Annotated in this window: 26 protein-coding genes; 6 read left to right on the top strand and 20 right to left on the bottom strand. The window is 61.8% G+C overall.

Annotated features, from left to right (window positions below; translation table 11 throughout):
- Positions 1-12: 12 nt before the first annotated feature.
- Both PQQ95_RS33780 and PQQ95_RS33775 read right to left on the bottom strand, forming a co-directional pair.
- The gene (locus PQQ95_RS33780; protein ID WP_408445985.1) at positions 13-1,356 is read right to left on the bottom strand and encodes a hemolysin family protein; all 1,344 of its coding nucleotides are present in this window, start codon (positions 1,354-1,356) and stop codon (positions 13-15) included.
- A gap of 94 nt (positions 1,357-1,450) precedes the next feature.
- Positions 1,451-2,257, bottom strand: a complete 807-nt coding sequence (locus PQQ95_RS33775; RefSeq protein ID WP_408445984.1) for a sensor histidine kinase — start codon at positions 2,255-2,257, stop codon at positions 1,451-1,453.
- 188 nt (positions 2,258-2,445) lie between these two features.
- On the opposite strand from PQQ95_RS33775, the gene PQQ95_RS33770 reads away from it, so the two are divergent.
- Positions 2,446-2,787 (top strand): FKBP-type peptidyl-prolyl cis-trans isomerase, encoded by a 342-nt coding sequence (locus PQQ95_RS33770; protein WP_006047612.1) that lies wholly within the window; start codon positions 2,446-2,448, stop codon positions 2,785-2,787.
- A 44-nt stretch (positions 2,788-2,831) separates the two neighbouring features.
- Positions 2,832-3,605: a helix-turn-helix domain-containing protein gene (locus PQQ95_RS33765; protein WP_408445982.1), complete on the top strand. Its 774-nt coding sequence runs from the start codon at positions 2,832-2,834 to the stop codon at positions 3,603-3,605.
- Between the two features lie 77 nt (positions 3,606-3,682).
- On the opposite strand, the gene PQQ95_RS33760 is transcribed toward PQQ95_RS33765, so the two are convergent.
- From PQQ95_RS33760 to asd, 13 genes are all read right to left on the bottom strand, one after another.
- On the bottom strand, positions 3,683-4,873 hold the full coding sequence (locus PQQ95_RS33760; protein ID WP_408445980.1) for an O-succinylhomoserine sulfhydrylase: 1,191 nt from the start codon (positions 4,871-4,873) through the stop codon (positions 3,683-3,685).
- A 305-nt stretch (positions 4,874-5,178) separates the two neighbouring features.
- Positions 5,179-6,726, bottom strand: a complete 1,548-nt coding sequence (gene purF / locus PQQ95_RS33755; RefSeq protein ID WP_408445977.1) for an amidophosphoribosyltransferase — start codon at positions 6,724-6,726, stop codon at positions 5,179-5,181.
- 134 nt (positions 6,727-6,860) lie between these two features.
- On the bottom strand, positions 6,861-7,355 hold the full coding sequence (locus tag PQQ95_RS33750) for a CvpA family protein (protein WP_408445974.1): 495 nt from the start codon (positions 7,353-7,355) through the stop codon (positions 6,861-6,863).
- A gap of 7 nt (positions 7,356-7,362) precedes the next feature.
- Complete coding sequence (locus PQQ95_RS33745; RefSeq protein WP_408445972.1) at positions 7,363-8,265, bottom strand: SPOR domain-containing protein; 903 nt, start codon at positions 8,263-8,265, stop codon at positions 7,363-7,365.
- Positions 8,266-8,294: 29 nt separating this feature from the next.
- Positions 8,295-9,605 (bottom strand): bifunctional tetrahydrofolate synthase/dihydrofolate synthase, encoded by a 1,311-nt coding sequence (gene folC, locus PQQ95_RS33740; protein WP_408445970.1) that lies wholly within the window; start codon positions 9,603-9,605, stop codon positions 8,295-8,297.
- Positions 9,606-9,755: 150 nt separating this feature from the next.
- Positions 9,756-10,628 (bottom strand): acetyl-CoA carboxylase, carboxyltransferase subunit beta, encoded by an 873-nt coding sequence (gene accD / locus PQQ95_RS33735; protein WP_063498420.1) that lies wholly within the window; start codon positions 10,626-10,628, stop codon positions 9,756-9,758.
- Between the two features lie 81 nt (positions 10,629-10,709).
- Positions 10,710-11,522, bottom strand: a complete 813-nt coding sequence (trpA, locus tag PQQ95_RS33730) for a tryptophan synthase subunit alpha (RefSeq protein WP_408445967.1) — start codon at positions 11,520-11,522, stop codon at positions 10,710-10,712.
- Between the two features lie 33 nt (positions 11,523-11,555).
- A complete protein-coding gene (locus tag PQQ95_RS33725; RefSeq protein WP_408445965.1) occupies positions 11,556-12,473 on the bottom strand; it encodes a DNA-methyltransferase in 918 nt (305 codons plus the stop codon).
- An 11-nt stretch (positions 12,474-12,484) separates the two neighbouring features.
- A complete protein-coding gene (gene trpB, locus PQQ95_RS33720) occupies positions 12,485-13,678 on the bottom strand; it encodes a tryptophan synthase subunit beta (protein WP_408445962.1) in 1,194 nt (397 codons plus the stop codon).
- 60 nt (positions 13,679-13,738) lie between these two features.
- A complete protein-coding gene (locus PQQ95_RS33715; RefSeq protein ID WP_408445960.1) occupies positions 13,739-14,452 on the bottom strand; it encodes a phosphoribosylanthranilate isomerase in 714 nt (237 codons plus the stop codon).
- A complete protein-coding gene (gene truA / locus PQQ95_RS33710) occupies positions 14,449-15,261 on the bottom strand; it encodes a tRNA pseudouridine(38-40) synthase TruA (RefSeq protein ID WP_408445958.1) in 813 nt (270 codons plus the stop codon). The genes PQQ95_RS33715 and truA overlap by 4 nt, the downstream gene beginning before the upstream one ends.
- Positions 15,258-18,005, bottom strand: coding sequence for a motility hub landmark protein FimV (locus PQQ95_RS33705; RefSeq protein WP_408446074.1), 2,748 nt, complete (start codon positions 18,003-18,005; stop codon positions 15,258-15,260). The genes truA and PQQ95_RS33705 overlap by 4 nt, the downstream gene beginning before the upstream one ends.
- A gap of 169 nt (positions 18,006-18,174) precedes the next feature.
- Positions 18,175-19,296, bottom strand: coding sequence for an aspartate-semialdehyde dehydrogenase (gene asd / locus PQQ95_RS33700; RefSeq protein WP_012428637.1), 1,122 nt, complete (start codon positions 19,294-19,296; stop codon positions 18,175-18,177).
- Between asd and PQQ95_RS33695 the strand changes: the two genes are divergently transcribed.
- Positions 19,234-19,659 carry a hypothetical protein gene (locus PQQ95_RS33695; protein WP_408446076.1) on the top strand — a complete coding sequence of 142 codons (426 nt, stop codon included), beginning with the start codon at positions 19,234-19,236 and terminating at the stop codon, positions 19,657-19,659. The two genes, asd and PQQ95_RS33695, sit on opposite strands and share 63 nt — an antisense overlap.
- Positions 19,660-19,681: 22 nt before the next feature.
- Here the strand turns inward: PQQ95_RS33695 and leuB are convergent, their stop codons facing one another.
- The 5 genes from leuB to PQQ95_RS33670 all read right to left on the bottom strand — a co-directional run bounded on the left by leuB (position 19,682) and on the right by PQQ95_RS33670 (position 23,453).
- Positions 19,682-20,749 (bottom strand): 3-isopropylmalate dehydrogenase, encoded by a 1,068-nt coding sequence (gene leuB / locus PQQ95_RS33690; protein WP_074289025.1) that lies wholly within the window; start codon positions 20,747-20,749, stop codon positions 19,682-19,684.
- A gap of 80 nt (positions 20,750-20,829) precedes the next feature.
- Positions 20,830-21,483, bottom strand: coding sequence for a 3-isopropylmalate dehydratase small subunit (gene leuD, locus PQQ95_RS33685; protein WP_408445954.1), 654 nt, complete (start codon positions 21,481-21,483; stop codon positions 20,830-20,832).
- A gap of 87 nt (positions 21,484-21,570) precedes the next feature.
- Entirely contained in the window at positions 21,571-21,729 is a 159-nt protein-coding gene (locus PQQ95_RS33680; RefSeq protein WP_028196115.1) for an entericidin A/B family lipoprotein, read from the bottom strand.
- 6 nt (positions 21,730-21,735) lie between these two features.
- Positions 21,736-23,145, bottom strand: coding sequence for a 3-isopropylmalate dehydratase large subunit (leuC, locus tag PQQ95_RS33675; protein WP_408445951.1), 1,410 nt, complete (start codon positions 23,143-23,145; stop codon positions 21,736-21,738).
- 182 nt (positions 23,146-23,327) lie between these two features.
- Positions 23,328-23,453 (bottom strand): hypothetical protein, encoded by a 126-nt coding sequence (locus PQQ95_RS33670; protein WP_408445949.1) that lies wholly within the window; start codon positions 23,451-23,453, stop codon positions 23,328-23,330.
- 452 nt (positions 23,454-23,905) lie between these two features.
- On the opposite strand from PQQ95_RS33670, the gene PQQ95_RS33665 reads away from it, so the two are divergent.
- The 3 genes from PQQ95_RS33665 to PQQ95_RS33655 all read left to right on the top strand — a co-directional run bounded on the left by PQQ95_RS33665 (position 23,906) and on the right by PQQ95_RS33655 (position 26,863).
- Positions 23,906-25,120 carry a porin gene (locus PQQ95_RS33665; RefSeq protein ID WP_408445947.1) on the top strand — a complete coding sequence of 405 codons (1,215 nt, stop codon included), beginning with the start codon at positions 23,906-23,908 and terminating at the stop codon, positions 25,118-25,120.
- Between the two features lie 27 nt (positions 25,121-25,147).
- Positions 25,148-25,990, top strand: a complete 843-nt coding sequence (locus tag PQQ95_RS33660; protein ID WP_408445945.1) for an ABC transporter permease — start codon at positions 25,148-25,150, stop codon at positions 25,988-25,990.
- 84 nt (positions 25,991-26,074) lie between these two features.
- A complete protein-coding gene (locus tag PQQ95_RS33655) occupies positions 26,075-26,863 on the top strand; it encodes an ABC transporter ATP-binding protein (protein WP_408445942.1) in 789 nt (262 codons plus the stop codon).
- Positions 26,864-26,989 lie beyond the last annotated feature (126 nt).

The raw sequence follows: 26,989 nt of genomic DNA, 5'->3' as shown, positions 1-26,989 counted from the left end.
CGCAGAAGCCGTTCAACCGCCTTCATCGTCGTAGGTCCTCGGATAGACGCGCACGAGTACGATCCGCGGCCCTTTCATCTTCTTGACCACCACGTCGAAGCGATCGAACTCGACGCGTTGCCCTTCAGCAGGCAGATCGTTGAGCGCCTGAATCACGAGGCCACCGACCGACTCGGCCTTGCCTTCGTCGATGTCGATCCCCAGCGCGCGTTCCAACGACACCACCGGCAAACTACCCTTGCCCATCAACGTGCCGTCGTCCATGCGCGTCCAGTCGGCGTCGCCCTGACGGAATTCGTCGTGGATCTGCCCAACCAGTGCGCCGAGCAGATTGTCCAGCGTCAGAAAGCCGATTGGCTTCGAATTCTTATGGCCAACCAGTGCGAAGTGCGGTGCGCCCTTGCGGAAGCGGCGAAACAGTTCCAGCGCAGGCATGTCCGGCTTCACATACTGAACGGGCCGCGCATATTTGGAGAGGTCGTCGAGCGTGCTGCCCGCGTGCCGTGCCAGCAGCAAATCCTTCAAGTGGATCATGCCGGCCACGCGCTCGCCGGACGCATCTTCGAACAATGGATAGCGGCTGAAGCGGTGCTGCGCCACCACCTGCATGTTTTCGCGCAACGGCAAATCGCGCCGCAGGCCAACCATTTCATAGGACGGGCGCATCAGATCCGAGACGGTCATGCGCGAGAAATCCAGCGAATGCGCAATCGTGTTCCATTCGTCCTGGCTGTATGCGCCATCCGGCGAACCGAGTTCAGTCGCGACGTTGGCGTGGCGGCCACGCAGGATCAGCTTGAGCTCTTCGGTCGAGTAATGCGAATCGTGGCCGTGCTCCCCATTGAGGCCCGCCAGCCTCAATACCGCGTTGGCGCTCGTGTTGAGGACCCAGATCGCCGGATACATCGCCCAGTAGAAACCGTACAGCGGCGTGGCGGCCCACAACGAAACCTTTTCCGATTCGCGAATCGCCAGCGACTTCGGCGCCAGCTCGCCCACCACGATGTGCAGGAACGAAATACACGAAAACGCGAAGAACAGCGAGATGCCGTGAATCAGTTTCTCCGACTCCACCCCAAGCAGGCTAAAAACCGGCGTGAGCAGTTCCGCGAACGCCGGCTCGCCGATCCAGCCGAGGCCGAGCGACGCCAGCGTAATGCCGAGCTGGCAGGCGGACAGATACGCGTCGAGCCGTCCATGCACCTTCGCCAGCAAACGCCCGCGCATGCCATGTCTGGCCGCGAGGCTCTGCACGCGCGTCTGCCGCAGCTTCACCAGACCAAACTCGGCAGCGACGAAAAAACCGTTGAGGGCAACGAGAAACAATGCACCGATAAGGGCGACAACCTGGATCAAAGCGAAGGGCTCCGGCAACAAAAGTTGTCAGTATAGAGGGTGCAAGCAAGCCGAAAGTTAATCGGGTAAAGCGCGGCGCGCCGACAGCCGTTGCTCACGTTGCTGTAGTTGCACTCAGCGGCACATGCAGCGAGAGCACCACCGCTTCGCTCTCAGGTGCGTCGCTTTGCTCGAAACTGCCGCCGTGCGCTTCCGCAACGCGCTTGCACAGCGCGAATACCCACGCCATCCGCTTGGCTTCGCGCGGTTCGAGCGCCTGTTTGCGGGCAAAGGCTTCCAGCAGATGCGGTACCGCAGGATCGCCCAGTGCAGCGGCGCTCTGCTTGAAAGTGACGGTGGCGTACCACCGGCTGGCGTCCGCGCGCGCGGCCAGCGTGACCACGGCGCCCTCCGTGCCCGCTTCGACGGCAAACGTGAGCATCAGCCACAGCGCGGCGGCCAGGCGCTCGCGGTCGCCGTTGAGTTGCTCGGTAGCGAGGTGCGACTCGACCGTGACCTCGACACCCCGCGCGCGCGCCAATCCGGAACGGACTTCTTCAACGGTTTCATCGAGTAGCGGATGCAGCGGAAACGGGGCGACGACCAGCGCCAGCGATTTGGTCTCGGCGCGCGTGGCGTCGACAATCGTCTCCAGCAACTTCACCTGCTGGTCGACGCCGTTACGAATTCCGGTGATGGCGCGCTGCGAATTGGCGTCGTTAGCATCGAGCTTGCGCTCGAGCACGTACGCCCAGCTATGGATAGCGTTCAGCGGGCCACGCAGGTCATGCGACACCAGCGACAACACGTGGTCGCGCATAAACAGGGCAGTCTCGGCGCGCAGGTGCGCGGTGCGTTCGGATACGGCGAAGCCGGAAGGAATCGGCAGCGCGCCGGTGATCCCGGTGGGAGACGTTGTCACGATCGAGCCCTCTCAGGCGGTGCATGAAATGTTAAAAGAAACCCCATTATAGGCATGCCGCCCAGCGCAACCAGCCTGGCCGGATGGCTAACGTGAACGCAAACCGCGTGCCACGCGGCAATCCTCGGCGACGTGACGCCAACACGCCTACAATGTCGGTTTTTACAATTTGACCTAAGGAGCGACACATGTCGACTGTGACTACCGAATCCGGCCTGAAATACGAAGACATCGTTGAAGGCACTGGTGCCGAAGCAGTAGCCGGCAAGACCGTTAGCGTGCACTACACGGGCTGGCTGACCGACGGCCAGAAGTTCGACTCGAGCAAGGACCGCAACGATCCGTTCGCGTTCGTGCTGGGCGGCGGCATGGTCATCAAGGGTTGGGACGAAGGCGTGCAAGGCATGAAGGTCGGCGGCACGCGCAAGCTGACGATTCCGCCGCAACTCGGCTACGGCGTGCGTGGCGCAGGCGGCGTGATTCCGCCGAATGCAACGCTGGTGTTCGAAGTCGAACTGCTCGACGTCTAAGTTTTTCGCTGCGCTGTTTTGTATTGTGTATTCAGGCTTCGCCAATGAGTCATCCCGCCATCACCGCACCTAGCGTTTCGCTGCGCCGTTACGGCGCGATCGAGGCGTCGGACGTGCACGACTTTCATCAGGTCGTGCTCGGACTCGACGGCGCGATGGTGATGGCGGTGAACGGCGTCGGGCACCAGATCAACGCCGGCTCCGCCTGGCTCATTCCGGCCGGTGCGCGGCACGATTACGCAGGCATCGGCGAGAACCGGCAATTGGTGCTGGATCTGCCTGCCACCTCGCTGGCCGTGCCGGAACGTCTGTTCGATCGCGCGCGGGCCGTGACCGTGGATGCCTCGCTTACGCAGCTCGTGCATCGGATTGCGGCGCACGCCACAGGCGGCGCGCAAGGCGACCATCTGGATAGCCGGCGGTTTCAGTGGAATGCCGCAGCACGATTGGGCGCGGCGTTGGTGGCGGACACCGGCACCGTGACCGGCGCCCAGGCACCGGGTCTTGATTTCGCGCGCATCGACCGCTGGCTGCGCGCGCATTTGTCAGAGCCACTGCGTATCGCCGACCTGGCCGCGCACTGCGGCTTCGGCATGCGGCGCTTTCATCAGCTTTTTATCGACGCCTTCGGCGCAACGCCGCATCGCTATTTGCAGCGTCTGCGGCTCGACACGTCGCTTGGCCTGTTGTCCGACCCACGCCTGTCGCTCAGCGACATCGCACTGGAAATCGGCTTCAGCGATCAGAGCGCTTATACGCACGCCTTCACGCGGCGTTTTGGGCTGGCGCCCGGTCAATGGCGCGCGTTGCGCCATTGAGTTTGAACAACGTGCGAGCCGCCTGAACAGGCAGCCCGCGCTTCTTACCGTTCGCCTCCTGCAATTGCGTAGCGTGATCAGCCCGCCAGACCGCGCTCCAGATCGCCGCGGATATCGCCGGCGTTTTCCAGACCCACGGCTAAACGGATCAACCCTTCGCTAATACCTGCAGCCGCACGCGCCTCAGGGGTCACGCGACCGTGCGTTGTCGTCGCCGGATGCGTAATGGTGGTACGCGTATCGCCGAGGTTGCCGGTGATCGAGCAGATCTTCGTGTTGTCGATCACGCGCCAGGCGTTCGCGCGCATTTGCTCAGGCGTCTCGCCCTTCAGTTCGAACGAGAGGATCGCACCGCCCGCTTTCTGCTGACGCATGGCCAGCGCATGCTGCGGATGCGATTCGAGCCCCGGGTAGAACACGCGGTTCACAGCCGGATGCGTCTCCAGCCAGCGCGCAATTTCAAGCGCATTCGCCGACTGCTTTTCGACGCGCAGCGACAGCGTTTCCATGCCCTTGAGCAGCACCCATGCGTTGAACGCGGACAGCGTCGGCCCGGCGCTGCGCACGAACGGGAACACTTTCTCCATGATGAACTGCTTCGAGCCCACCAACGCGCCGCCGAGAACGCGGCCCTGACCGTCGAGGAACTTGGTGGCGGAGTGCATCACGACGTCCGCGCCAAGCTTCAGCGGCTGTTGCAAAGCCGGGCTGCAGAAGCAATTGTCGACCACGAAGATCGCATTGGCCGCCTTCGCGATCTTGCTGATCGCTTCGATATCGGCGACTTCGGTCAGCGGATTCGACGGCGTTTCGAGGAAGAACATCTTCGTTTCCGGGCGCACGGCGTTTTTCCAAGCATCCAGGTCGGTCGGATCGACGAAGGTCGTCGTAATGCCGAACTTGCTGAAGATCTGCGAGAACATGCCGAGCGTCGAACCGAACAGCGCCTGCGAGCTGACCAGATGGTCGCCGGCCTGCAGCGCCGACATCACCACCGACATGATCGCGGCCATCCCCGAGGCCGTGGCCATGCACGCTTCGCCGCCTTCGAGCGCGGCCAGACGGTCCTGGAACATCGAGACGGTCGGATTCGTGAAGCGCGAGTAGGTGTAATTGTCTTCGGAATTCTTGAATTTTTCGGCTGCGTCCGCGGCACTCGCGAACACGAAGCTCGAGGTCAGGAAAATCGCTTCCGAATGTTCATTGAAGTCGCTGCGCGCTGTGCCCGAGCGGATTGCCAGCGTATCGAAGTTCAGGGAGTCGTCCATGTTGGTTCTGGTTTCCAATGTTCCATGGCTGGGTTCGGCGTCTACGGCTCACGTGAAACGAGCGCCACGACGCCAAACGGCAGCAACAAAAAAGCCCGCTTTTGCGTCGGCATAAGCGGGCTTCATGTGCGGGGAAAAGCTGGAGCGGAGGCGGATGACTGCGGCTTTTCCACCATTCGCTTTAGCTGTTTTGGGTTGCCCCGCGTCCGCAAGCTGAGATCAAATCGACGCAAGCCCTCATGCTAACACGCTCGCGGCGTGGCGTGCAGCGCGCCACTGACATGGCACACCGCACGCGGGTTTGCTCAGCCCACCGACAATTGCAGATGCAGTTGCGAACGCGCCGGGCCGCCTTCGGCCGCTTCGCTCGCGGCGTCGCGGTCCGATTGCGAAGACGGTGCGAGACGCGCGGTTTCGATGCGGTCGAGGTATTCGGTGGTGACATCACCCGTGACGTAGTTGCCGTCAAAGCACGAAGCTTCGAATTCCTTCAGCGCCGGGTTGATGTCGCGCACCGCCTGCTTCAGGGCGTCAACGTCCTGATAAACGAGATAGTCAGCGCCGATCATGCGCGCGACTTCGTCGTCCGTGCGGCCGTGTGCGACGAGTTCACCGCGCGTAGGCATGTCGATACCGTAGACGTTCGGGTACTTCACCGGCGGCGCCGCCGAAGCGAAGATCACCTTGTTCGCGCCGGCGTCGCGCGCCATCTGCACGATTTCGTGCGAGGTGGTGCCGCGCACGATCGAATCGTCGACGATCAGCACATTCTTGCCCTTGAACTCGATGCCCATGGCGTTCAGCTTCTGGCGCACGGACTTCTTGCGCATCGCCTGGCCCGGCATGATAAAGGTGCGGCCTACGTAGCGGTTCTTGAAGAAACCTTCGCGATATTCCACACCCAGCTTCTTCGCGACCTGCATCGCGGCCGGACGGGACGAATCGGGAATCGGCATCACGACGTCGATTGGAACATCGGGCAATTCGCGCTTGATCTTCTCGGCGAGGTAATCGCCCATGCGCAGACGCACGTTGTAGACCGGCACGCCGTCGAGCACCGAGTCCGGACGCGCGAGATACACGAGTTCGAAAATGCACGGGTTCAGGCTCGGATTCGTCGCGCATTGCTGCGAGTGCAAATTGCCTTCGAGGTCGATGAAAATCGCTTCGCCCGGCGCAATGTCACGCACAAATTCGAAACCGATACCTTCGATCGCAACCGATTCCGACGCCAGGATCCACTCGACGCCTTCCGGCGTTTCCTGCTTGCCGAGGCACAGCGGGCGAATGCCGAACGGGTCGCGGAAACCGAGCAAACCGTAGCCGGCAATCAGCGACACGATCGCGTACGAACCGCGCACCCGGCGATGCACGCCCGACACCGCCTTGAACAGCGCGGCCGGATCGAGTTGCAGGCTCGAACTGGACAGCTGCAATTCGTGCGCGAGCACGTTGAGCATCACTTCGGTGTCGGAGTTGGTGTTGATATGGCGGCGATCGATGCGGAACATCTCATCTTTCAGTTGCTGCCAGTTGGTCAGATTGCCGTTGTGCGCGAGGATGATGCCGAACGGCGCGTTCACGTAGAACGGCTGGGCTTCTTCTTCGCTCGATGCAGAACCGGCCGTCGGGTAACGGACCTGGCCGATACCGGTGGTGCCGGGCAGGCTGCGCATGTTGCGCGTGCGGAACACGTCGCGCACCATGCCGTTCGCCTTGTGCATGTGGAAGTTGCTGCCGTTCGCTGTCGCGATGCCGGCGGCGTCCTGACCGCGGTGCTGCAGAAGCAGCAGGCTGTCATAGATCAGCTGATTGACCGGAGAATGGGAAACTACGCCTACGATGCCGCACATGGCATGTCCTTCAAAGGTACGAAATTCGTAACGGCGGCCGGTGCCTGCGATGCTGCGCGAGGGTACGCGACTACGTGGAGGCAACCGGATTGCGCCGGAGTCCTGCCGCGTTCCCTTAACCGTTCACCTGATCGTCACACGCGGACGTAGGCAGCGAGCGTCTCGGGAAGCAGCGGTTTCATTACGTGCACGCCCTCGACCGCATAGGGCCGAAGCAAGGCGTTGCGCCAGAATTCCTGTTGGGGCAGTTCGGTCAAGCCTGCAAGGGCGACCAGAACCAGCACCAGAGCGACCCCGCGCACGAGGCCGAACATCAAACCGAGCGAGCGGTCCACGCCGCTCAAGCCGCTTGCCTGCACGATGCGGCTCAGCAGCGCGTTCAGCACGCTTGCGACCAGCACCACGCCGATCGCCACCAGCGTGAACGCCAGAAGCCACTGGGTCAGCGCGCCGCCCGGCCACGTGGCAGGGATAAATGGCACGACATAACCCACAAAGCGGCAAGCAATGAAAAACGCCGCGATCCAGCCGATCAGCCCGAATATCTCAGACAAAAAGCCGCGCCATGTGCCGCGCAAGGCCGACAAACCGATCACCGCCATTACAGCGTAGTCGAAGGCAGTGAACATCGCTCGCTTACTGTGCAGTGCCGCTGTTCGCGCCCGACGTCAAGCCGGCCTCACGAACCTTCGCAATCGCGGCGCTCGCCGCTGCACGGTCGGCGAACGGGCCAGCGCGCAATAACGTGAGCGTGGAGCCGTCAGCCTGCTTCCGATGTTCGGTATATGCGGGCACTCCCGCCGCTTTCAACTTGGCGGCCCAATTACGCGCGTTGGTGTCGTTCGCAAATGCGCCCAGCTGGACGGCGAAACGGCTGCCCGGCGGCGATGCCGGCGTACCGGAATTGGCGTCCGCGCTGGCTGCGGCGGTGTTCGGGCTGTCTTCGCTCGGCGTCTGGACTTTCGCCGCGCTTTGCGTGGCGGGTGTTTTGGCCGGCTTGGCAGGCGTTTGCGCGACGGGCGCTGCGGGTGTCGCTGCGGGCGCCTGCGATTTCACAGCCGGCCTGGTTGCGGACGCTGCGTTCGTCGCCGCGCTCTGCTGTCTGGCTGCGCCGGACTGGCCTTGCGTGGCTGCCGTTGTCGGCGCAAGGCCGGAAGCGGCGAGTGCCGCGTCAGGCGTTGGGTTATCCGGTGCTACGCCGGCCTGCGTGTCCTCGTCGGTCTTGGCGACCTTCGGCGCGGGGCGGCTTGGAATATCGATGGAGATATCGTCAGTAACGGGCTTGGGATGCGAATCCAGCACCATAGGCAGGATCACCACCGCTGCGACAACCAGCGCAATCGCGCCGACGAGTCTGCGCCGCGCACGCTGCTTTTCAGGCAACGTAGGGTCGAGCAGCATCGCATCGGCATCCACGGTGCGCTCCGTGCGGCGGGTTCGCCGCTCCACGCGCTCGCCACGGGCGGCCCGAGTGGAACTGGTGTTTGCGCCGCGCCGGGTGGACGCGTCGTCTTTCTTGCCGAACGAGAAAATTCCCATGAATCGCTTGGTTCGAGCCTGGCGCCCGTTCAGTGTTGCTGCGATTTACGGTAGGCCATGACGCCTGCTACCGTATAGAAACTGCCGAAAACCACAATTCTATCATTCTCTGACGCTCGTTTTAGCGCGTCTTGGAAAGCCTCTGCCGGTGTTGGGTAGCGCGTCACGCTGCTGTCGTTGCCGTCGCTCACGCCCTGTTCGCGCAAAGCCGCTTCCAGTTCTTCCGCCGAAGCCGCACGCGGAGTCGGCAGATCGGTCACGCACCAGTGGTCGATTTCGCCCTTCAGGTGCGCCAGCACGCCGGCAATGTCCTTGTCGCGCATCGCGCCGAACACGGCATAGGTGTACGGGAAAAAGCCCATATTGCCGAGGTTTTGTGTCAACACAGCCGCGGCGTGCGGATTGTGGCCGACGTCGAGCACGATGGCCGGCTTGCCGGGCAGCACCTGAAAGCGCCCCGGCAGTTCGACGTTGGCAAGGCCGAGCCGGATGTCCTGCGCCGAGACCGGCAAACGGCCGCGCAGCGCTTCCAGACCGGCCAGTGCCGCCGACGTGTTGATCAGCTGATTCGCGCCGCGCAATGCCGGATAGGCGAGCGCGGAACGGCGCATTGTCGGGCCTACGTAACTCCATTGCTGGCGCTCGCTGCCCGCCTGCCCTTCGTAACGGAAATCGCGGCCGAATAGCCACAGTTCGGCGCCGATCTTCTCCGCATGGTCGATCAGGGTTTGCGGCGGCACCGGATCAGCGCAGATCGCCGGTTTGCCCGGGCGGAAAATGCCGGCTTTTTCGAAGGCGATTTTCTCGCGCGTGTCGCCGAGATACTCGGTGTGATCGATATCGATGCTGGTGATGATCGCGCAGTCCGCGTCGAGGATGTTGACCGCGTCAAGGCGGCCGCCCAGGCCGACTTCGAAAATTACCGCGTCCAGTCCGCGCGAGGCGAACAGGCTCATGATCGCCAGCGTCGTGAATTCGAAATAAGTCAGCGTGACTGGTTCGGCGAGGCTCAGACGCGCGGCTTCGACGGCTTCGAAATGCGGCAGCAAGTCTGCATCGCTCGCCATTTCGCCGTTCACGCGCGCCCGTTCGTTGAACGACAGCAGATGCGGCGACGTGTGGCAGCCCACCGTAAAGCCCGCGCGCAGCAAAATCGATTCGAGGATCGCGCAGGTCGAACCCTTGCCGTTGGTGCCGCCGACCGTAATGATCGGGCACTCAAACGACAACTGCATCGCATCACGTACCTGCGTGATACGGCCCAAACCCATGTCGATGCCGACCGGATGCGCGGATTCAAGGTGCGTGAGCCACGCGTCGAGGGAGGGGAATGTGGTCATCGAATGAATCTGTGCTGCGTTGCGAGATCGTGATTATCCCGGAAATGACAGCGCGCCGCTTGATGACTCTCGCGGCGCGCTATTTTTTACTGCTTTTCTGACTGCAGCCGCGCCTGAAAAGGCTTGGCGCGGCTGGATCGAAGCGAGTGCTTACGCAACCGCGTCCGCCGGCTGATGGCTCAACAACGCCATTAATTGCGCGATCTCTTCGCGCAGCTTGCGACGGTCGACGATCATGTCGACCGCGCCCTTCGTCAAAAGGAACTCGGCGCGCTGGAAGCCTTCCGGCAGTTTTTCGCGCACGGTTTGTTCGATCACGCGCGGGCCGGCAAAGCCGATCAGCGCCTTCGGCTCCGCGATCACCACGTCGCCCAGGAATGCAAAACTCGCCGACACGCCGCCCATGGTCGGATCGGTCAGCACGGAAATGAACGGCAGCTTGGCCTCGGCGAGCCTGGTCAGCATGGCCGTGGTCTTCGCCATTTGCATCAGCGAGAGCAAGCTTTCCTGCATCCGCGCGCCGCCGGAAGCGGTGAAGCAAATAAACGGTACTTTCTGTTCGAGTGCATTCTGTGCGCCGCGCACGAAACGCTCCCCGACCACCGACCCCATAGAGCCGCCCATAAACGAGAACTCAAAGCACGCGACCACCACCGGCAGCGTGTGGATGGCGCCGCCCATCACGACCATTGCGTCGGTTTCGTCGGTGTCGTCCATCGCCTCTTTCAGGCGATCCGGGTACTTGCGGCTATCTTTGAACTTGAGCGCGTCGACCGGGACGATTTCCTGGCCGATTTCGTAGCGGCCTTCCGGATCGAGCAGGCCGTCGAGCCGCTCACGCGCGCCGATGCGCATGTGATGGTCGCACTTCGGGCAAACGTGCAGATTGGCCTCGACGTCATTGCGATACAGCACGGCTTCGCACGACGGGCACTTGATCCACAGGCCTTCCGGAATCCCCTTGCGGTTCTTCGGGTCGGTTTGTTTGATTTTCGGCGGCAGCAGCTTATCGAGCCAGCTCATATTGAATCCTTCTGGGGTCAGCGGTTGCGCAAACGGCGGGACGAACCCGCCGCTCACACTACAGAAGACAAAAAATAACTGTTATCGGGCAGTCGCGACGCTATCGATCGCCTCGCGCACTTCGGCGATGAAGCGCGTGAGCGTCTCGGCGGCGGTTTCGGGCGCCGCTTGTTCGAGCAACTGCACGATACGGCTGCCGATCACGACGGCATCGGAGACTTCGGCCACCAGACGCGCTGTTTGCGCGTCGCGGATGCCAAAACCGACGCCCACCGGCAGGGGGACGCGCGACTTGATGGCCGGGATTTTACTCGCGATGCTGGAAACGTCCAGATTTGCCGCGCCGGTCACGCCTTTCAACGACACATAATAGACGTAGCCGCTGGCGATTTTACCGACTTCCGCGATGCGCTCGTCCGTGGAAGTGGGCGCCAGCAAAAAGATAGGATCGATACCGGCAGATCGCATCTGTTCAGCGAAGTTAGCACACTCTTCCGGCGGATAGTCGACAACCAGCACGCCATCTACCCCGGCTTCCTGGGCCGCCTTGGCGAACGCTTCGGTACCCATGCGCTCGATCGGGTTGGCGTAACCCATCAGTACCACGGGCGTCTTGTCGTTGGTTTCGCGGAAGCGCTTCACATCGGCCAGCACGTGACGCAGCGACACGCCATGGGCCAATGCACGCCCGGACGATTGCTGGATCACCGGGCCGTCGGCCATCGGGTCGGAAAACGGCACGCCGAGTTCGATCACATCGGCGCCGCCGGCGGCGAGCGCGTGCATGAATTCGACCGTGCGCGCCGGATCCGGATCGCCAGCGGTCATGAACGGAATCAGGCCTTTCTTACCCTGGGCGGACAACGCAGCAAACGTGTTCTTGATACGGGACATGGAATATTCTCGGATTTTTAAGCTACTGCGCGCTTATTGCGCCTCGGTTTGCTGCTCGGGTTTGGCCGCATTCTTGCGGGTTTTGCGAGCAGCAGTGGGCGCCGACGCGGCCGCGCTAACGCGTTCGCGCGCTATCGCGCAGTAACTTTCATTGATCTCATAGCCGACGAATTCGCGCTGCTGCCGGGCGCAAGCGACTGCGGTGGTGCCGCTGCCCATGAACGGGTCGAGCACGCGCCCGCCCTTCGGACAACTTGCCAGCACCATCCGCTCGACAATTTCCAGAGGCTTCTGGGTCGGATGATCGACGCGTTCGGCGTGTTGCCGATGCAATCTCGATACCGACCAGACGTCCTTCGGATTATAGCCAAGCTCGAGCCACTTACTGCCTTCGAACAATTTACGCGAACGCGCCTTCTTCGTGACGGCATCGTACGGGATGCGGACGGGATCGAGATCGAAGAAATAGTCCTTCGACACCGCGAAAAAGCCGATGTTGTCGTGCACCGAAGTAAAGCGGCGCACGGTTCCACCCATGCTCGGCACACGTCGATCCCAGATGATTTCGTTGATCATCGTGAGTTTTGTCTTCAGGAAGCTGAAGATTTCCGGCGCGTACTGCCAGGTGCAGAAGATATACAGCGAACCCGACGGCTTGAGCTTCGGAATAGCCAGCTCGAGCCAGCCACGCGTCCAGGTGAGGAAATCCTCACCGGAGCGCATGTCGGAGTCGTTGCCGTAGTCCTTGCCGAGCCCATAAGGCGGATCGCACAGGATCAGGTCGATCGACCCGTCGGGGATGTTCGCTACATCGGTCAAAAAATCGCGGTTCAACAGCCGGATGCCGGCGGGCACCTGCGGTAACAAGGGTGCAGGCGCCTCGGCCGCCAGAACGTCGGCGACCGGGGTGGCTTCTAGCGCCGGTTGCGGCTCGTCGAACTCGTCGCGCATCGTCGCGGCGCTCAGAACTGGATACCCGATCGCTCAGCGACCGTATGCATGTCCTTGTCGCCGCGGCCCGACAGATTGACCAGGAGGACTTTGTCCTTGGGCAGCGTCGGCGCGAGCTTCGCGGCATAGGCGAGCGCATGGCTGGATTCCAGCGCCGGAATAATGCCTTCGATGCGACAACAATCGTGGAACGCCTTGAGCGCTTCTTCGTCGGTGATGCTGACATATTGCGCGCGATTGCTGTCTTTTAGCCACGCATGCTCAGGACCCACGCCCGGGTAGTCCAGACCGGCCGAGATCGAATGGGTTTCCATGATCTGACCGTTTTCATCCTGCAGAAGATAGGTGCGATTGCCGTGCAGCACGCCCGGCGTGCCGCCGAGCAGCGAAGCCGCGTGCCGGCCGGTTTCGATCCCATCGCCGGCCGGCTCGACGCCGATCAGTTGCACTGAAGTGTCGTCAATGTACGGGTAAAAGATACCCATTGCATTCGAACCACCGCCAACGCACGCAATCACGGCGTCCGGCTGGCGACCCACTAACTCGGGCATCTGCACCTTGCACTCGTCGCCGATCACGCGCTGAAAGTCGCGCACCATCATCGGATAGGGATGCGGCCCCGCCACCGTGCCGATGATGTAGAACGTGTTTTCGACGTTGGTCACCCAGTCGCGCATCGCTTCATTGAGCGCGTCCTTCAGCGTGCGCGAACCGGACTGCACCGGGACGACGGTCGCGCCGAGCAGTTTCATCCGGTAGACGTTGGCGGCCTGGCGGCGCACGTCTTCCTCGCCCATGTAGACCACGCATTCCATACCGAAACGCGCCGCGATGGTCGCTGTCGCCACGCCGTGCTGGCCCGCGCCGGTTTCCGCGATCACGCGCGGCTTGCCCATGCGCTTCGCGAGGAGCGCCTGGCCGATCACGTTATTGATCTTGTGGGCGCCGGTGTGATTCAGGTCTTCGCGCTTGAGGAAAACCTGCGCGCCGCCGAGCATTTCGCTCCAGCGCTGTGCGTGATAAATCGGGGACGGACGACCCACGAAATACTTCAGTTCGCGCTCGTATTCGGCGACGAATTCCGGGTCTTTCTGATATTTCTCGTACGCCGCACGCAGCTCGCTGAGTGCGTGGACCAGCGTTTCAGCGACGAACACGCCGCCATATGGGCCGAAATGGCCTCTTTCGTCAGGCAAGTTATACATGGTGATCACTCTTCTCAGTGTGGCGCACGGCTTTCATAGGAGAAAACCGCGCCGCCTGAATCATTCAGCGTCTGCCGCGCGCACTGCGCGTACGAACGCCGCCATCCGGGCGTGATCTTTCACGCCCTTGGCGCCCGGTACTTCGATGCCGCTCGAGACATCGACCGCGTACGGGCGCACGCGATGGATCGCATCACTGACGTTTTGCGCGTTCAACCCACCACTCAAAACGGCCCGACGCGCGAGCTCTGCTGGAATAAGTGACCAATCGAAAACCTTCCCGCCGCCGCCATAGCCTTCGACATGGGTGTCGAACAGGAGGCCGCTGGCTGCTGAATAGTTAAGCGCCGATTTTACCAAATCTGCCGGTTGAGTATCCGCCGCGACCCGCAACGCGCGCAACCAAGGCAAACCCGCAAAGCTGGCGAGGGATTCACACTGCTCAGCAGTCTCGTCGCCGTGGAACTGCAGCAGTGTGAGCCCGACATTGCTAGCGACTTCGCGGATCCAGTCCTGCGTTGCGTTCACGAACAAGCCGACTACCGACACGAACGGCGGCACGTCGTGCACCAGCTCGACAGCCTGCGCGACGCTCACCGAACGTGGGCTCGGGGGATAGAACACGAGGCCGATCGCGTCGGCGCCGAGGTCGATCGCCAGCGAGACGTCTTCCGGTTTCGACAGCCCGCACAACTTGATCCGCGTGCGATGTGGTGCGGCGTGCTGTTGCGCGCCGGCGTTTGCTTCGGTTGCCAGATTTTCAGTTGATTTCATGTTTGCGCTTGCTCGGTCCATACGGTACTCCACGGCACGCTACCGGTCTGCGGCGCAGGCACGGCGAATTGTTCAGGATAGCCCACCTGCGCCAGGTACAGGCCGTCAGGCATGAAGGTCGGCGCTGCACAGTCGCGATTGCGGCTGGCGAGAACCTCGGCCATCCATTCGGCCGGATGGCGTCCCCGGCCGATATCGACGAGACAGCCCATCAGGTTACGCACCATGTGATGCAAGAATGCGTTCGCCCGAAAGCGAAAATGAACGAAGTCGCCTTGTTGCCGCATGTCGATCTGATACAGATGCTTGACCGGCGTTTTCGCCTGGCATTGCGAGGAACGGAACGCCGAAAAATCGTGCTCGCCGATCAGGTGGGCCGCGGCGGCCCGCATGGAATCGACGTCGAGCCGCGTGTGCACCCATCCGGCCCGCGTATCCTGCATCGGCGAGCGGAACGGATGGACGTACAGGACGTAGTAATAGGTTCGCTCGAACGCCGAAAAGCGCGCGTGGAATTCGTCGGGCATCGGCTTGGCCCATTGCACGGCGATCGTCTTCGGCAGGAAGGCGTTGGTGCCGCGAATCCACGAAAAATCCGTGCGATCGAGCTCTGTGTCGAAGTGCACGACCTGACCAAGGCCGTGTACGCCGGTATCCGTGCGGCCCGCTACAACGGTTTGCACTGGTGTTTGTGCAAACTCGCGCAACGCCCGTTCGAGCTCATCCTGCACGGTCTTGCCATGCGGCTGTGACTGCCAGCCGCAGAATGCCGAGCCGTCGTACTGGACGCCTAACGCAATACGCTTCACGACAACGGCGCGAGCGTCGAGAGCAGCGCGCGAGCCTCGGTGCGCGTGGCCGGATCGTTCGCTTCGATCACTTCATTGATGAGCAGGCGCGCGCCGGACAAATCGCCGAGGTCGATATATTCGGCGGCCAGATCGAGCTTGTTGCGGGCGATGCGGCTGAGATCGGCCCGCGTGAAGGCGGGCAACGGCTGAGCGGGACTCGGCGGCAACTCCAGGTCGAAATCGAGCTTCAGCGCGCCGAAGCCGGCCGCGCCCAGGCCCGCGACGGCTGCATGGCCCGCGGTGCCGGCGCCGATTTCGTCGGCGATATGCGGGGCATCGTCGGGGTCGTGCGGCGCCACGGCTTGCTGTGCGGTGGTTTCCGGAGATGCGACCGGTTGTGTCGTCGGCAATCCGGGGGCGCTCGCGGCTGCGTCGTCGGTCGATTCGACGCGCGGCGGCAACGGCATGTTCAGGCTGCTGAATGCGTCGACGGCATCGCGCGGGAACTCAGTCGGCACGGTCGGCGTCGGCTGAATTTGCGCGATGGGTGCCGGCTCGACGTTCGGTGCGCCATCGGGCTCCGCCGTTTCGGCGTGTTGATGTGACTGCGGTTGCGCCTCATGGGACGGCTGATACGTCGGTTCGACGTGAGCCGCGTCCTGTTGGGCCGTGGGCGTTGCCGGCAAGGATGTGTCGGCGGGCGCCGGATGCGTCGTCGTCTCGCTGTACGGCTGACTGAGCGGCTCAGTCGCGTGCGGCTCGACCCGCTGCTGCGTGAAGTCGATGACAGGCGCCGGGATGTCCTGATGGCTCTGCGGCTCTGCAAGCGACTCATTCGTCGGCTCGGCCAACGGCGTGGCCGGCGCGCTCGATGCGGGTTCGTCGTCCCATTGCAGACGGTGCGGAGGCGCCTCTTGCTGGAAAGTCTCGTTGACCGGTTCGAGCGAGGTCAGTGGCAATGCTTCAGCACCGAGCTCTGCGGCAGCTGCGAGACTCGCAGCTGCGGTCGCCCCGTCGAGATTTTCGTGATGGGTAGCGGGAAGAGGCTCGGACGTGGGACCGCCTTGGCCAATCGATTCAGTGTCCGGGCTCGGTTGCGCAGCTTCGAACGGCGCGGGCGTCGGGTGAATTTCCTGCGACGCAGGTTGGAACGCATCGTGGTCTTGCGTGGCCAAGCCTGTGTGCGATGGGTGGGCAGTGGCTTCGTGTTCCGCTGCGGCATGTTGTGCCGCGTCGTGATCTTCTGCCGCACGCTCAGTTGCAGCTTGGTCGGTCTTCGCGCGTTCGGCTTCTGCACGCTCCGCAGCAGCATGTGACGCGGCTGTGCGTTCGGCTTCTGCCTTTTCTACCGCAGCGCGGTCCGCTTCTGCACGCTCCGCCGCCAGCCGTTCGGTCGCCGCGCGCTCTGCACTTTCGCGCTCTGCTGCCTCGCGCATCGCCGCTTCGCGCGCAGCCGCCGCGCGAATTTCCGCTTCGCGCTCCGCTGCCACGCGCTCCGCCACGTCCCGTGCTGCCGCTTCATCCGCTGCGGCCCCGTGGTCAGCCAGCGCCAGTGCCGGCGCATGCCCTGCTGCCGCTTCGTCGTTCACCTCCACCGCGTCGCGCGTCGAAACGACATCCTGCGACTCAGCCGCTCGCGCAGAAGCCGCCGCTGCGTCCGCCGCCAGCGAGCTTTCGGTCGCGGCAACGGCGGCGCGCTTACGCCGGCCCAGACGCAAGGCCGCCAGCAACACGACCAACGCCGCGCCGATTGCCGCCGCCACGCTCAAATTCGTCTGCGAGATGCCGGCGTCGTTCGACGGGGGCATCGTCGCGCTGGCATGACCTGAAGCGACCGCCGCAGAAGAAACGCCGGTGGCGGGCTGAGCACCGTTCGTCGCAGGCGCGACCTTCGCGGCCGGCGACCCACCGATGCCATGTTTCTGCAACTCCATCAGCACACGGTTTTTCAGCGCCAGCAGTTGCTGCAAGCTGGACACCTGCGCGCGCGGTTGCGATGCCGGCTGCCCATTGGCCGTAGCGGTTGCTGTGGCAGCCGCCGACGCACCTTCTGCCGCCTCACTGGCCGAGGGCTGAATCGCGCCCGACCAAACATGTGCACCGCTGGCGGGCAACGCGCCTACAGCCTGTGAACCCGCTACGGGGGCCGCCGAAACCGCACCGCCCGCTGCCGAGCTGGCCGGAGCCGCCGGGCTTGCTTCAGCCGTCGAGCTCGCCGTCCCTGAAACCGCTGATGCTGCAGCACGAGCGGCGGCGCTTGCTGCGCTCGCTGCGGCGGCGTTGATCTGCTGCGCCACCCCGCTCGCGGTGCCGACCGCCGCACCGGCCGCCGCTGCGTTCGGCACGGAAGCAGGCGCAGCCGTAGCGGCCGATGGCGTGGCGGACGCAGCCCCTGCAACCGGCGCGGAAGCCGCCAAAGCGCCGGACGCATCCAGCGCCGGGACCGTCAACAGCGCGCCTACGCGCATCCGGCTCGGGTCATGACTCATGAAGGCATTCGGATTCGCATCGAACAGCGCGCGCGAAGCGCGTGCGAGCGTCCCCTTGTCGTGCGATTGCGTGACGGCAATCGCCACGTCGTTCAACGACTGCCCAGGCCGCACCGTATATTGACTCCCGGCGGCGTAAGAAACGGAAGCGCCCTCGGGCGCGCTCGCGGCATCGCCCGGCGCTGCCACTGCGCGGCCCACGCCGGCGCCCGTCAGCGCGAGCGCCAAAGCGGCCGCGGCCGTCAGCCGGCTCGTACCTTGATGCATAAACATAGCCCGAAGGGAAGAGAGTCGAAGGTTCATCGGGACGCCAGGCGCGTCAGCGCGCAGCCCTTGTTTGCGGTTGGAAAGAGACAAGATAATCGGAGCACACAATGAAAAAAGCGCCGCGCAAGCGCGACGCTTCTTGAGTTTTCTACGCGTCGTGAGCGCGTAGTTTACTTTACTTGTCGAGCACAATGCGAAGCATGCGACGCAACGGTTCCGCCGCGCCCCACAGCAGCTGATCGCCAACCGTGAAGGCCGACAGATATTCACCGCCCATCGCCAGTTTGCGCACACGGCCGACCGGCACCGTCAGCGTACCCGTGACCACAGCCGGGGACAGATCGCGCATCGATGCTTCGCGTTCGTTCGGCACGACCTTGACCCAGTCGTTGCCGGACGCGAGGATGCTGTTCACTTCGTCCAGCGGCACGTCCTTGTTCAGCTTGATGGTCAGCGCCTGCGAGTGGCAGCGCATTGCGCCGATCCGCACGCACAGGCCATCTACCGGGATCGAACCCGGCGTGCCCATGGCCGGCTTGCCGAGGATCTTGTTGGTTTCCGCACCGCCCTTCCACTCTTCCTTCGACATGCCGTTGCCGAGATCCTTGTCGATCCACGGAATCAGCGAGCCCGCGAGCGGCACGCCGAAGTTGTCGGTCGGCATACGGTCGCTGTTCATTGCGGAGAGCACTCGACGGTCGATGTCGAGAATCGCCGACGACGGATCCGCCAGGTCCTCCTTGGCCGCGCCATACAGCGTGCCCATTTGCTGCAGCAGTTCGCGCATGTTTTGCGCACCCGCGCCCGAAGCAGCCTGATACGTCATGGCCGTCATCCAGTCGACGAGGTTTTCGCGGAACAGGCCGCCCAGCGCCATCAGCATCAGGCTGACCGTGCAGTTGCCGCCGATGAAATTCTTCTGGCCCTTGACCAGCGCGTTCTTGATCACGTCGAGGTTGACCGGATCGAGAATGATGACGGCGTCATCCTTCATGCGCAGCGACGAAGCCGCGTCGATCCAGTAGCCGTTCCAGCCCGCTGCGCGCAGCTTCGGGAACACCTCATTCGTGTAATCGCCGCCCTGGCAGGAGATGATCGCTTCGCACTTCTTCAGGTCGTCGATGCTTGTCGCATCTTTGAGCTTGGTCTCGTTTTTGGCGAACGACGGCGCGTTGCCGCCCGCGTTGCTGGTGCTGAAAAACACCGGTTCGATCAAGTCGAAATCGCCTTCCTGTTGCATACGTTGCATCAGGACGCTGCCGACCATACCGCGCCAACCTACGAGACCTACGTTCATGACTTCATACCCTTCGAATGGAAACTTCCCCGCATCTTTGCCCGCAGTGACCGCGCGGGGAAGATGAGCGGGCACGACGGACGATCAGCGTTTCGTGATCGTTTTCGGGGTAATCGCTTTAATGAGCGCTTTAATGAGCGCTTTTGTGGTGGTAAAGGCGAGCTCAACCGCACGGGCCGTTTTGCCGTGCAGTTTCGAAATCGAGGAGATTTGAGCTATGTGCGCCATCGCTACAATATACACGAAAACCGGAATCTGGCGACGTCAATGTCCGCCGCTATCGCCCGTAATACGCGCGAATCGGCCTGTTTCAAGGCCGATTCGCGTTTTAAAGGCCGCTTTGACGAGGGTTCAGCAAACTGAACACCGCCTGCTTCAAAGAAGCTTACAGCGCAGCGACCACTGCGTCGCCCATCGCCACGGTACCGACCTGCTTGCAACCCGGCGTCAGAATGTCGCCCGTGCGGAAGCCCTGTTCCAGCACCTTCTTAACCGCGGTTTCAATACGATCCGCCTGTTCCGCCTTGTTCAGCGAATAACGCAGCATCATCGCGGCCGACAGGATCGTTGCCAGCGGATTCGCCACGCCCTTGCCGGCGATATCCGGCGCGGAACCGTGCGACGGCTCGTACAAGCCCTTATTGTTCTTGTCCAGCGAGGCCGACGGCAGCATGCCGATCGAACCCGTCAGCATGGCGGCTTCATCCGACAGGATGTCGCCGAACATGTTGCCGGTGACGACCACGTCAAACGCCTTCGGCGCCTTAACCAGCTGCATTGCCGCGTTGTCGACATACATGTGCGACAGCTCGACGTCCGCGTATTCCTTCGAGACGTCGATCATCACGTCGCGCCAGAACTGCGAGGTTTCGAGCACGTTGGCCTTGTCCACGCTCGTCAGCTTCTTCTGGCGCTTTTGGGCCGCCTGAAACGCGACGTGCGCAATGCGGCGCACTTCGGGTTCCGAATAACGCATCGTGTCGAAGCCTTCCTTCGCGCCTTCGAACAGCCCATCCGGCGACGAACGCACACCGCGCGGCGCGCCGAAGTAGATGTCGCCGTTCAGTTCGCGCACGATCAGGATGTCGAGCCCCGAAACGATCTCCTCTTTCAATGACGACGCGCCCGTGAGTTGCGGATAGCAGATTGCCGGACGGAAGTTCGCGAACAATTGCAGGTGCTTGCGCAGACCGAGAATCGCCTGCTCCGGGCGCAGCGCGCGTTCGAGCGAGTCGTACTTCCAGTCGCCGACGGCGCCGAACAGAATCGCATCGGCTTCCTTCGCCAGCGCCAGCGTCGAATCGGGCAGCGGATGACCCTTCGCTTCGTAGCCCGCACCGCCGACCGGCGCTTCTTCGAGTTCGAACTTTTCGCCGAGCACGTTCAGGACCTTCACGGCTTCCTTGACGATTTCGGGACCGATGCCGTCGCCCGGCAAGACTGCGATCTTCATGCGAGTTTCCTTGATGATTTTCTTCGAGACTTTTCTAAGCGTGAATCACGCGAACCACTGGACCTCGGGTCTATAAGCCCTTATCCGACGATGCGGTGATTCAGCCACGGCTGCTTCGCGATCCGTTCGGCTTCGAACTGGCGAATCTTGTCAGCGTGACGCAGCGTGAGGCCGATATCGTCGAAGCCATTCAGCAGGCAGTACTTGCGGAACGCTGCCACTTCGAACGGATATTCGGCGCTACCATCCGACGTGCGCACGACCTGCGCTTCCAGGTCGACGGTTAGCTTGAAGCCGTTGAATGCATACGTTTCGTTGAACAGATGATCGACTTGCTGTTCGGTCAGCACGATCGGCAGCAGGCCGTTCTTGAAACAGTTGTTGTAGAAAATATCGGCGAAGCTCGGCGCGATGATCGCACGGAAACCATACTGCTCCAGCGCCCACGGCGCGTGCTCGCGCGAACTGCCACAACCGAAATTCTTGCGTGTCAACAGCACCGATGCGCCCTGATAACGCGGCTGATTCAGCACGAAATCCGGATTCAGCGGACGCTTCGAGTTGTCCTGACCCGGCTCGCCGTGGTCAAGGTAACGCCATTCGTCGAACGCATTCGGACCGAAGCCCGTGCGCTTGATCGACTTCAGGAACTGCTTCGGGATGATCGCGTCCGTATCGACGTTCTCGCGATCGAGCGGCGCCACGACGCCGGTGTGTACGATGAATTTATCCATGACGCTTGGCACCTGTTTCAAGACCGGGCGATGCGCGTGGCGGCCGGAAAGCCGCTCGCCGCATTGCCGGCAAAAATCAAAAACCGCTTATTTGTCAGCGTGATTGCTGATCGAATTGCCGAGGTGCGACATGTCCTCGCCAAATCCGTGCACCGTGTTGCAGCCGGCCAAACCGAGCAATAGCCCCGCCAGCGTACCGAGTGCGAAGCGGCGCAATAGAGTGGTGCGATTCATGTTCTTCATCATGCGTGTTTATCCAAGCTTGCGAATATCGACGAAATGCCCTTCGATAGCCGCAGCGGCAGCCATCGCGGGGCTCACGAGGTGGGTACGGCCACCGGCGCCCTGACGACCTTCGAAATTACGATTCGACGTGGACGCGCAACGCTCGCCCGGATCCAGCCGGTCGGCGTTCATCGCGAGACACATCGAGCAACCGGGCTCACGCCATTCGAATCCGGCATCCGTAAAGACCTTGTCCAGGCCTTCGCGTTCCGCTTGCGCCTTTACCAGACCCGAACCCGGCACGACCATGGCCAGACGGATGTTCGGTGCGACGCGGCGGCCGAGCTTCTTCACGACGTAGGCCGCGGCGCGAATGTCTTCAATGCGCGCGTTGGTGCACGACCCGATGAAGATTTTATCCGGCTTGATGGATTCGATCGGCGCATTCGGTTCGAGCGCCATGTATTTCAGCGCGCGTTCCATTGCGTCGCGCTTGCCCGGGTCTTTTTCGCGCTCCGGATCCGGCACGCGGCCGTCCACGGCGGTGACCATTTCCGGCGACGTGCCCCACGTGACTTGCGGCACGATTTCCGCGGCGTTCAACTCGACCACGCGATCGAATTGCGCGCCTTCATCCGACTTGAACTGCTTCCAGTACTCGACCGCGTGATCCCACTCGACGCCTGCCGGCGAGAACGGACGACCCTTCAGGTATTCGATGGTGGTGTCGTCCACGGCGACCATACCGGCGCGTGCGCCTGCTTCGATCGCCATGTTGCAGACCGTCATGCGGCCTTCCATGGACAACGCGCGAATCGTCGAACCACCGAATTCGATTGCGTAGCCGGTGCCGCCTGCCGTGCCGATCTTGCCGATGATCGCGAGCACGATGTCTTTCGCGGTACAGCCGCGCGGCAGCGGGCCTTCGACCTTCACCAGCATGTTCTTGCTCTTCTTCTGCAAGAGCGTTTGCGTGGCCAGCACGTGCTCGACTTCCGACGTGCCGATGCCGTGCGCCAGCGCGCCGAACGCGCCGTGCGTGGACGTGTGCGAATCGCCGCAGACGATGGTCATGCCCGGCAGCGTAGCGCCCTGTTCCGGCCCGATGATGTGCACGATGCCCTGGCGCAGGTCGTTCATCTTGAACTGCGTGATGCCGTAGGCGTCGCAATTCGTGTCGAGCGTATCCACTTGCAGCTTGGAAACTGGATCAGCGATGCCGTGACTGCGATCCGTGGTGGGGACGTTGTGGTCCGACACCGCCAGATTCGCGCTGATACGCCACACGGGGCGCTCAGCCAGCTTCAGGCCTTCGAACGCCTGAGGGCTGGTGACTTCGTGCAGCAGGTGACGGTCGATATAGAGAATCGTCGTACCGTCTTCTTCCGTGTGGACCACGTGTGTGTTCCACAATTTGTCGTAGAGAGTCTGTGCCATGGTATGCGGGGTAGTATTGACTGCGGGCTGACTGTGTCGGTCGATTATGCCACGCAGAATGCCGCTTTGGGCCTCTCAATCACCGAGAAAACCGATAAAAAACAGGGAGTTGGGTGGTAGTGGCGATACCTGTATGGGTGTTACCCGGCAAGCCGCAGCACCGATGTGTGTCCCAATTCGACTTACGGACAGTGAGTGCCACTTTTGCCTTGATCGCCGCCATCGGCGATCACTTCGTAGAGGTCGTTGCTCTGCTTCGGCACAAAGGCGACTTTCACACCGTTCTTGACGAACCCTAACCTCGACATGCTCGTTTCATTGGAAGACGCACGCGTCATTTATTTATGGGTCGCGATTAAATAAATTCGTTTGCCCAGTCTATCGCCGTGTCATATCGTTCGACAAGCTCATCACATAAGGCGCCCCACTGGATGCGGTACCGCGAATCCCCACCCGGATTCGCGGGGTATGCCTGCGCGGAAAAATCGCCGTTGAAAAAGGCATTCTGCTGCTGAATGAATTCCTGAACAGGAAAAGTTCTGGATGGACGGCTTATTCAATGACGTCAATCAGCAGTCGATTTGCGCATTGTTCTGTCGTCGGCATTTTTTTAAATTGAAGTGCGCGAACGCCATAAACAGAGTTCACCGGCCAGATCGTCACCATTGATGAGCGACGGGCTCAAAGCGGCACAGGTAGTGGCATCCGTGATGTTTGTTGTACCAATCACATTCTGATAACAATCAAACGGAGACATCGGGTGAAAAAGTCATCATATTTAGTGGCTGCGCTTGGCGCATCGGCCTGCGTCGCGCATGCTCAAAGCAGCGTGACGCTATACGGCGTCATCGACGAGGGGCTTGAATACGTCAGCAATGTCAAGACGGGTCCAGGCCAGGGTAAACCGCTTATCTGGCTTGATTCGTCGAGCGGCGAACAAGGTTCACGCTGGGGGCTGAAGGGTTCGGAGGACCTCGGCAATGGCCTCAAAGCGATTTTCCAACTCGAAAACGGATTCGAGGTAAATAACGGAAAACTCAATCAGGGTGGCGCCATGTTTGGACGGCAGGCATTTGTGGGACTGTCCGGCACGCAGTGGGGAACGGTTACTTTGGGCCGCCAATATGACAGCGTCGTCGATTATGTTGAAACCCTGACGGCAGCTGCGCAATGGGGAAGCCATCGGGCAGCCCACCCAGGAGATCTCGATAACGAAACCAATTCATACCGGAGCAATAACTCCGTCAAATTTGCCAGCAACAATTACGGCGGATTTACCTTTGGCGGTCTTTATAGTTTCGGCGGACAAGCCGGGCAATTCACGCAGAACCAGATATATTCGGTTGGCGCCCGTTACGCAACCGGTTCGGTCACTGTAGCGGCCGGTTACGTCAATGCGCGAAACGCCAATGTTTCGTACTTCGGCAATAATCCGAACAGCGGCGGCCCCACCACCAACAATATTGCCGCCTCGACCAATCCAGTCTTTTCCGGCTATGCCTCCGCGCATACTTTCCAGATTATCACCGGAGGCGTGGGCTACACGCTGGGCGGTGCTCAATTCGGTGTCGTGTATTCCAATGTCAAATTCATGGCGCTCGGTGATACAGCCGGGTCCGGGCCGAATCCGCAGCACTATACCGGCACCGCAACGTTTAACGACGTGGAAGTCAATGCCGATTATCACTTTACGCCCTCCTTCCTGGTGGGTTTCGCTTATAACTTCACGAAAGGCAATAGCGTATCGAGCACCCAGGCAACGGTGCAAAACACCGGTGTCAAATACCATCAATTTACGCTCGGCGCTGATTACAACCTGTCCAAACGCACCGACGTCTACCTCGTCGGTGTCTATCAGAAGGCAAGCGGCGTGGACTCAACCGGCCAGCAGGCCGTAGCCAGTATTCCCACTGAGACAGCGGCGTCGGGCAATCACGCCGCCGTGGTTCGCGCGGGCTTTCGCGTCAAGTTCTAAAGAGATCGGATCAAACAGGAAATGACGATGACGAGCCGAAAAATCACTCACCGCGCGGTGCTCGCAACGCCCGGATACGGCACGCCGGCGCGCGGTCGTGATCGCATGAAGCTGAAGGTCATGGTGGCGCGCACACTACTTATCATCTGCGTGCTGGCGCTTTGGCAAGGTGTTGTGAGCATCGGCTGGGTCGATCCGTTCTGGATCAGCAGCCCCTTGCTGGTGGCGAAAGAACTTTGGGCCCAGACGGTCGGCGGCACGCTGCTGACGGATATCGGCGTGACCGTATTCGAAGCACTGATCGCGTTTGTGATTTCATCGGTGCTCGGCATCGCCAGCGGGCTGATGCTCGCTCGTTCGCCGTTCTGGGATACGGTGCTCGCGCCGCTGATCGTGATGCTGAATAGCATGCCGCGCGTGGCAATCGCACCGCTCATTATCTTGTGGTTCGGCATCGGACTTGCCGCGAAGGTGATTACGGCGTTCACGCTGGTGTACTTCATTTTGCTGATCAATACGCTGAGTGGCGCAAAGAACGTCGACAACGATATCCGGACGATTGCGTTACTGATGGGCGCGTCACGCCGCGACATGCTGCTCAAGGTCACCCTGCCGTCCGCTCTGCCATGGATTTTTGCGGGGCTCAATCTCGGGCTGACCTACTCGCTATTGGGCGTGATCGTCGCGGAGATCCTGTCCTCGAACGAAGGGCTGGGTTTCGTGATTGCCCACAGCGCCGGCAATTTCAACACCGCAGGCGTATTTGCGGGGCTGATCGCGCTATCGCTGGTCGCGTGGTTTTTTGCGATCGTCATGCGTATTGTCGAAGCGCGGCTTCTCGCGTGGAAACCATCTACCACGAGCGCCTGACGGATCCGGACGGCCTCTTACCTCGCCCGCCCTTTCCCACCCATGACGCTCGCGGTGCCTGCCGCCCGCGGAGGAACACACACAATGAGCAGCGTCTCCCGCACGCCACAGATCGAACTACGCAATGTGGATATCCGCTTCTCTCCCGAAGGCCGGGATGTCGTCACCGCAGCGCAAGGCGTCACACTCGACGTACCGCACGGCGCAATCGTCACGATTGTCGGCCCCTCCGGTTGCGGCAAGTCGACGATTCTCAATGCGGTATCCGGTTTGCTCAAGCCGTCCGCCGGCGTGGTCAACGTTGGCGGCGAGCAGGTCTCCGGCGTTCGGCACGACGTGGGCTACATGTTCGCCCGGGACGGCATGATGCCGTGGCGCACGGCCATCCGGAATGTCGAATTCGGGCTTGAAATACGCCGCGTGCCAAATCATTCCGAGGTGGCGCGCGAATGGCTGCGCCGGGTGGGCCTGGCACAGTTCGAGAATCACTATCGCCACGAGTTGTCGCACGGAATGCGCCAGCGGGTTGCGGTGGCGCGCACCTTTGCGACCGATCCGGACATCCTGCTGATGGACGAGCCGTTCGGTGCACTCGACAGCCAGACACGGCTCAAGTTGCAGGAGCTTTTCCTGTCGGTCTGGGAGAGCTCACGCAAGACCGTGCTATTCGTCACGCACGATCTGCATGAGGCTATTTTCCTGTCCGACATCGTCGTCGTATTCACGAACCGGCCGGGCCGCGTGAAGTCGATCATTCCGGTCGACTTGCCAAGGCCGCGGCTGCCGCCCGCGGAACTGGCAGCGGCGCCAGAGTACCAGGACATTCATTCACGCATCTGGGGCAGTCTCAAAGATGAGGTCAATCATTTTTAACGCCTGTCGCACACAGCGTATGAGCCTCCCCATGCTGCAAGGAGCGAATCACAGATGAACCCCACGAAGTACGGCGGAGTAATCGGGTGCGCATTCTACGCACCGGGCGGTGAGCCACACGGCTCG

It is taken from the genome of Paraburkholderia caffeinilytica, assembly GCF_046030355.1.
Classification (GTDB): Bacteria; Pseudomonadota; Gammaproteobacteria; order Burkholderiales; family Burkholderiaceae; genus Paraburkholderia; species Paraburkholderia caffeinilytica_B.
This window is presented reverse-complemented; position numbering and strand designations above follow the sequence as displayed.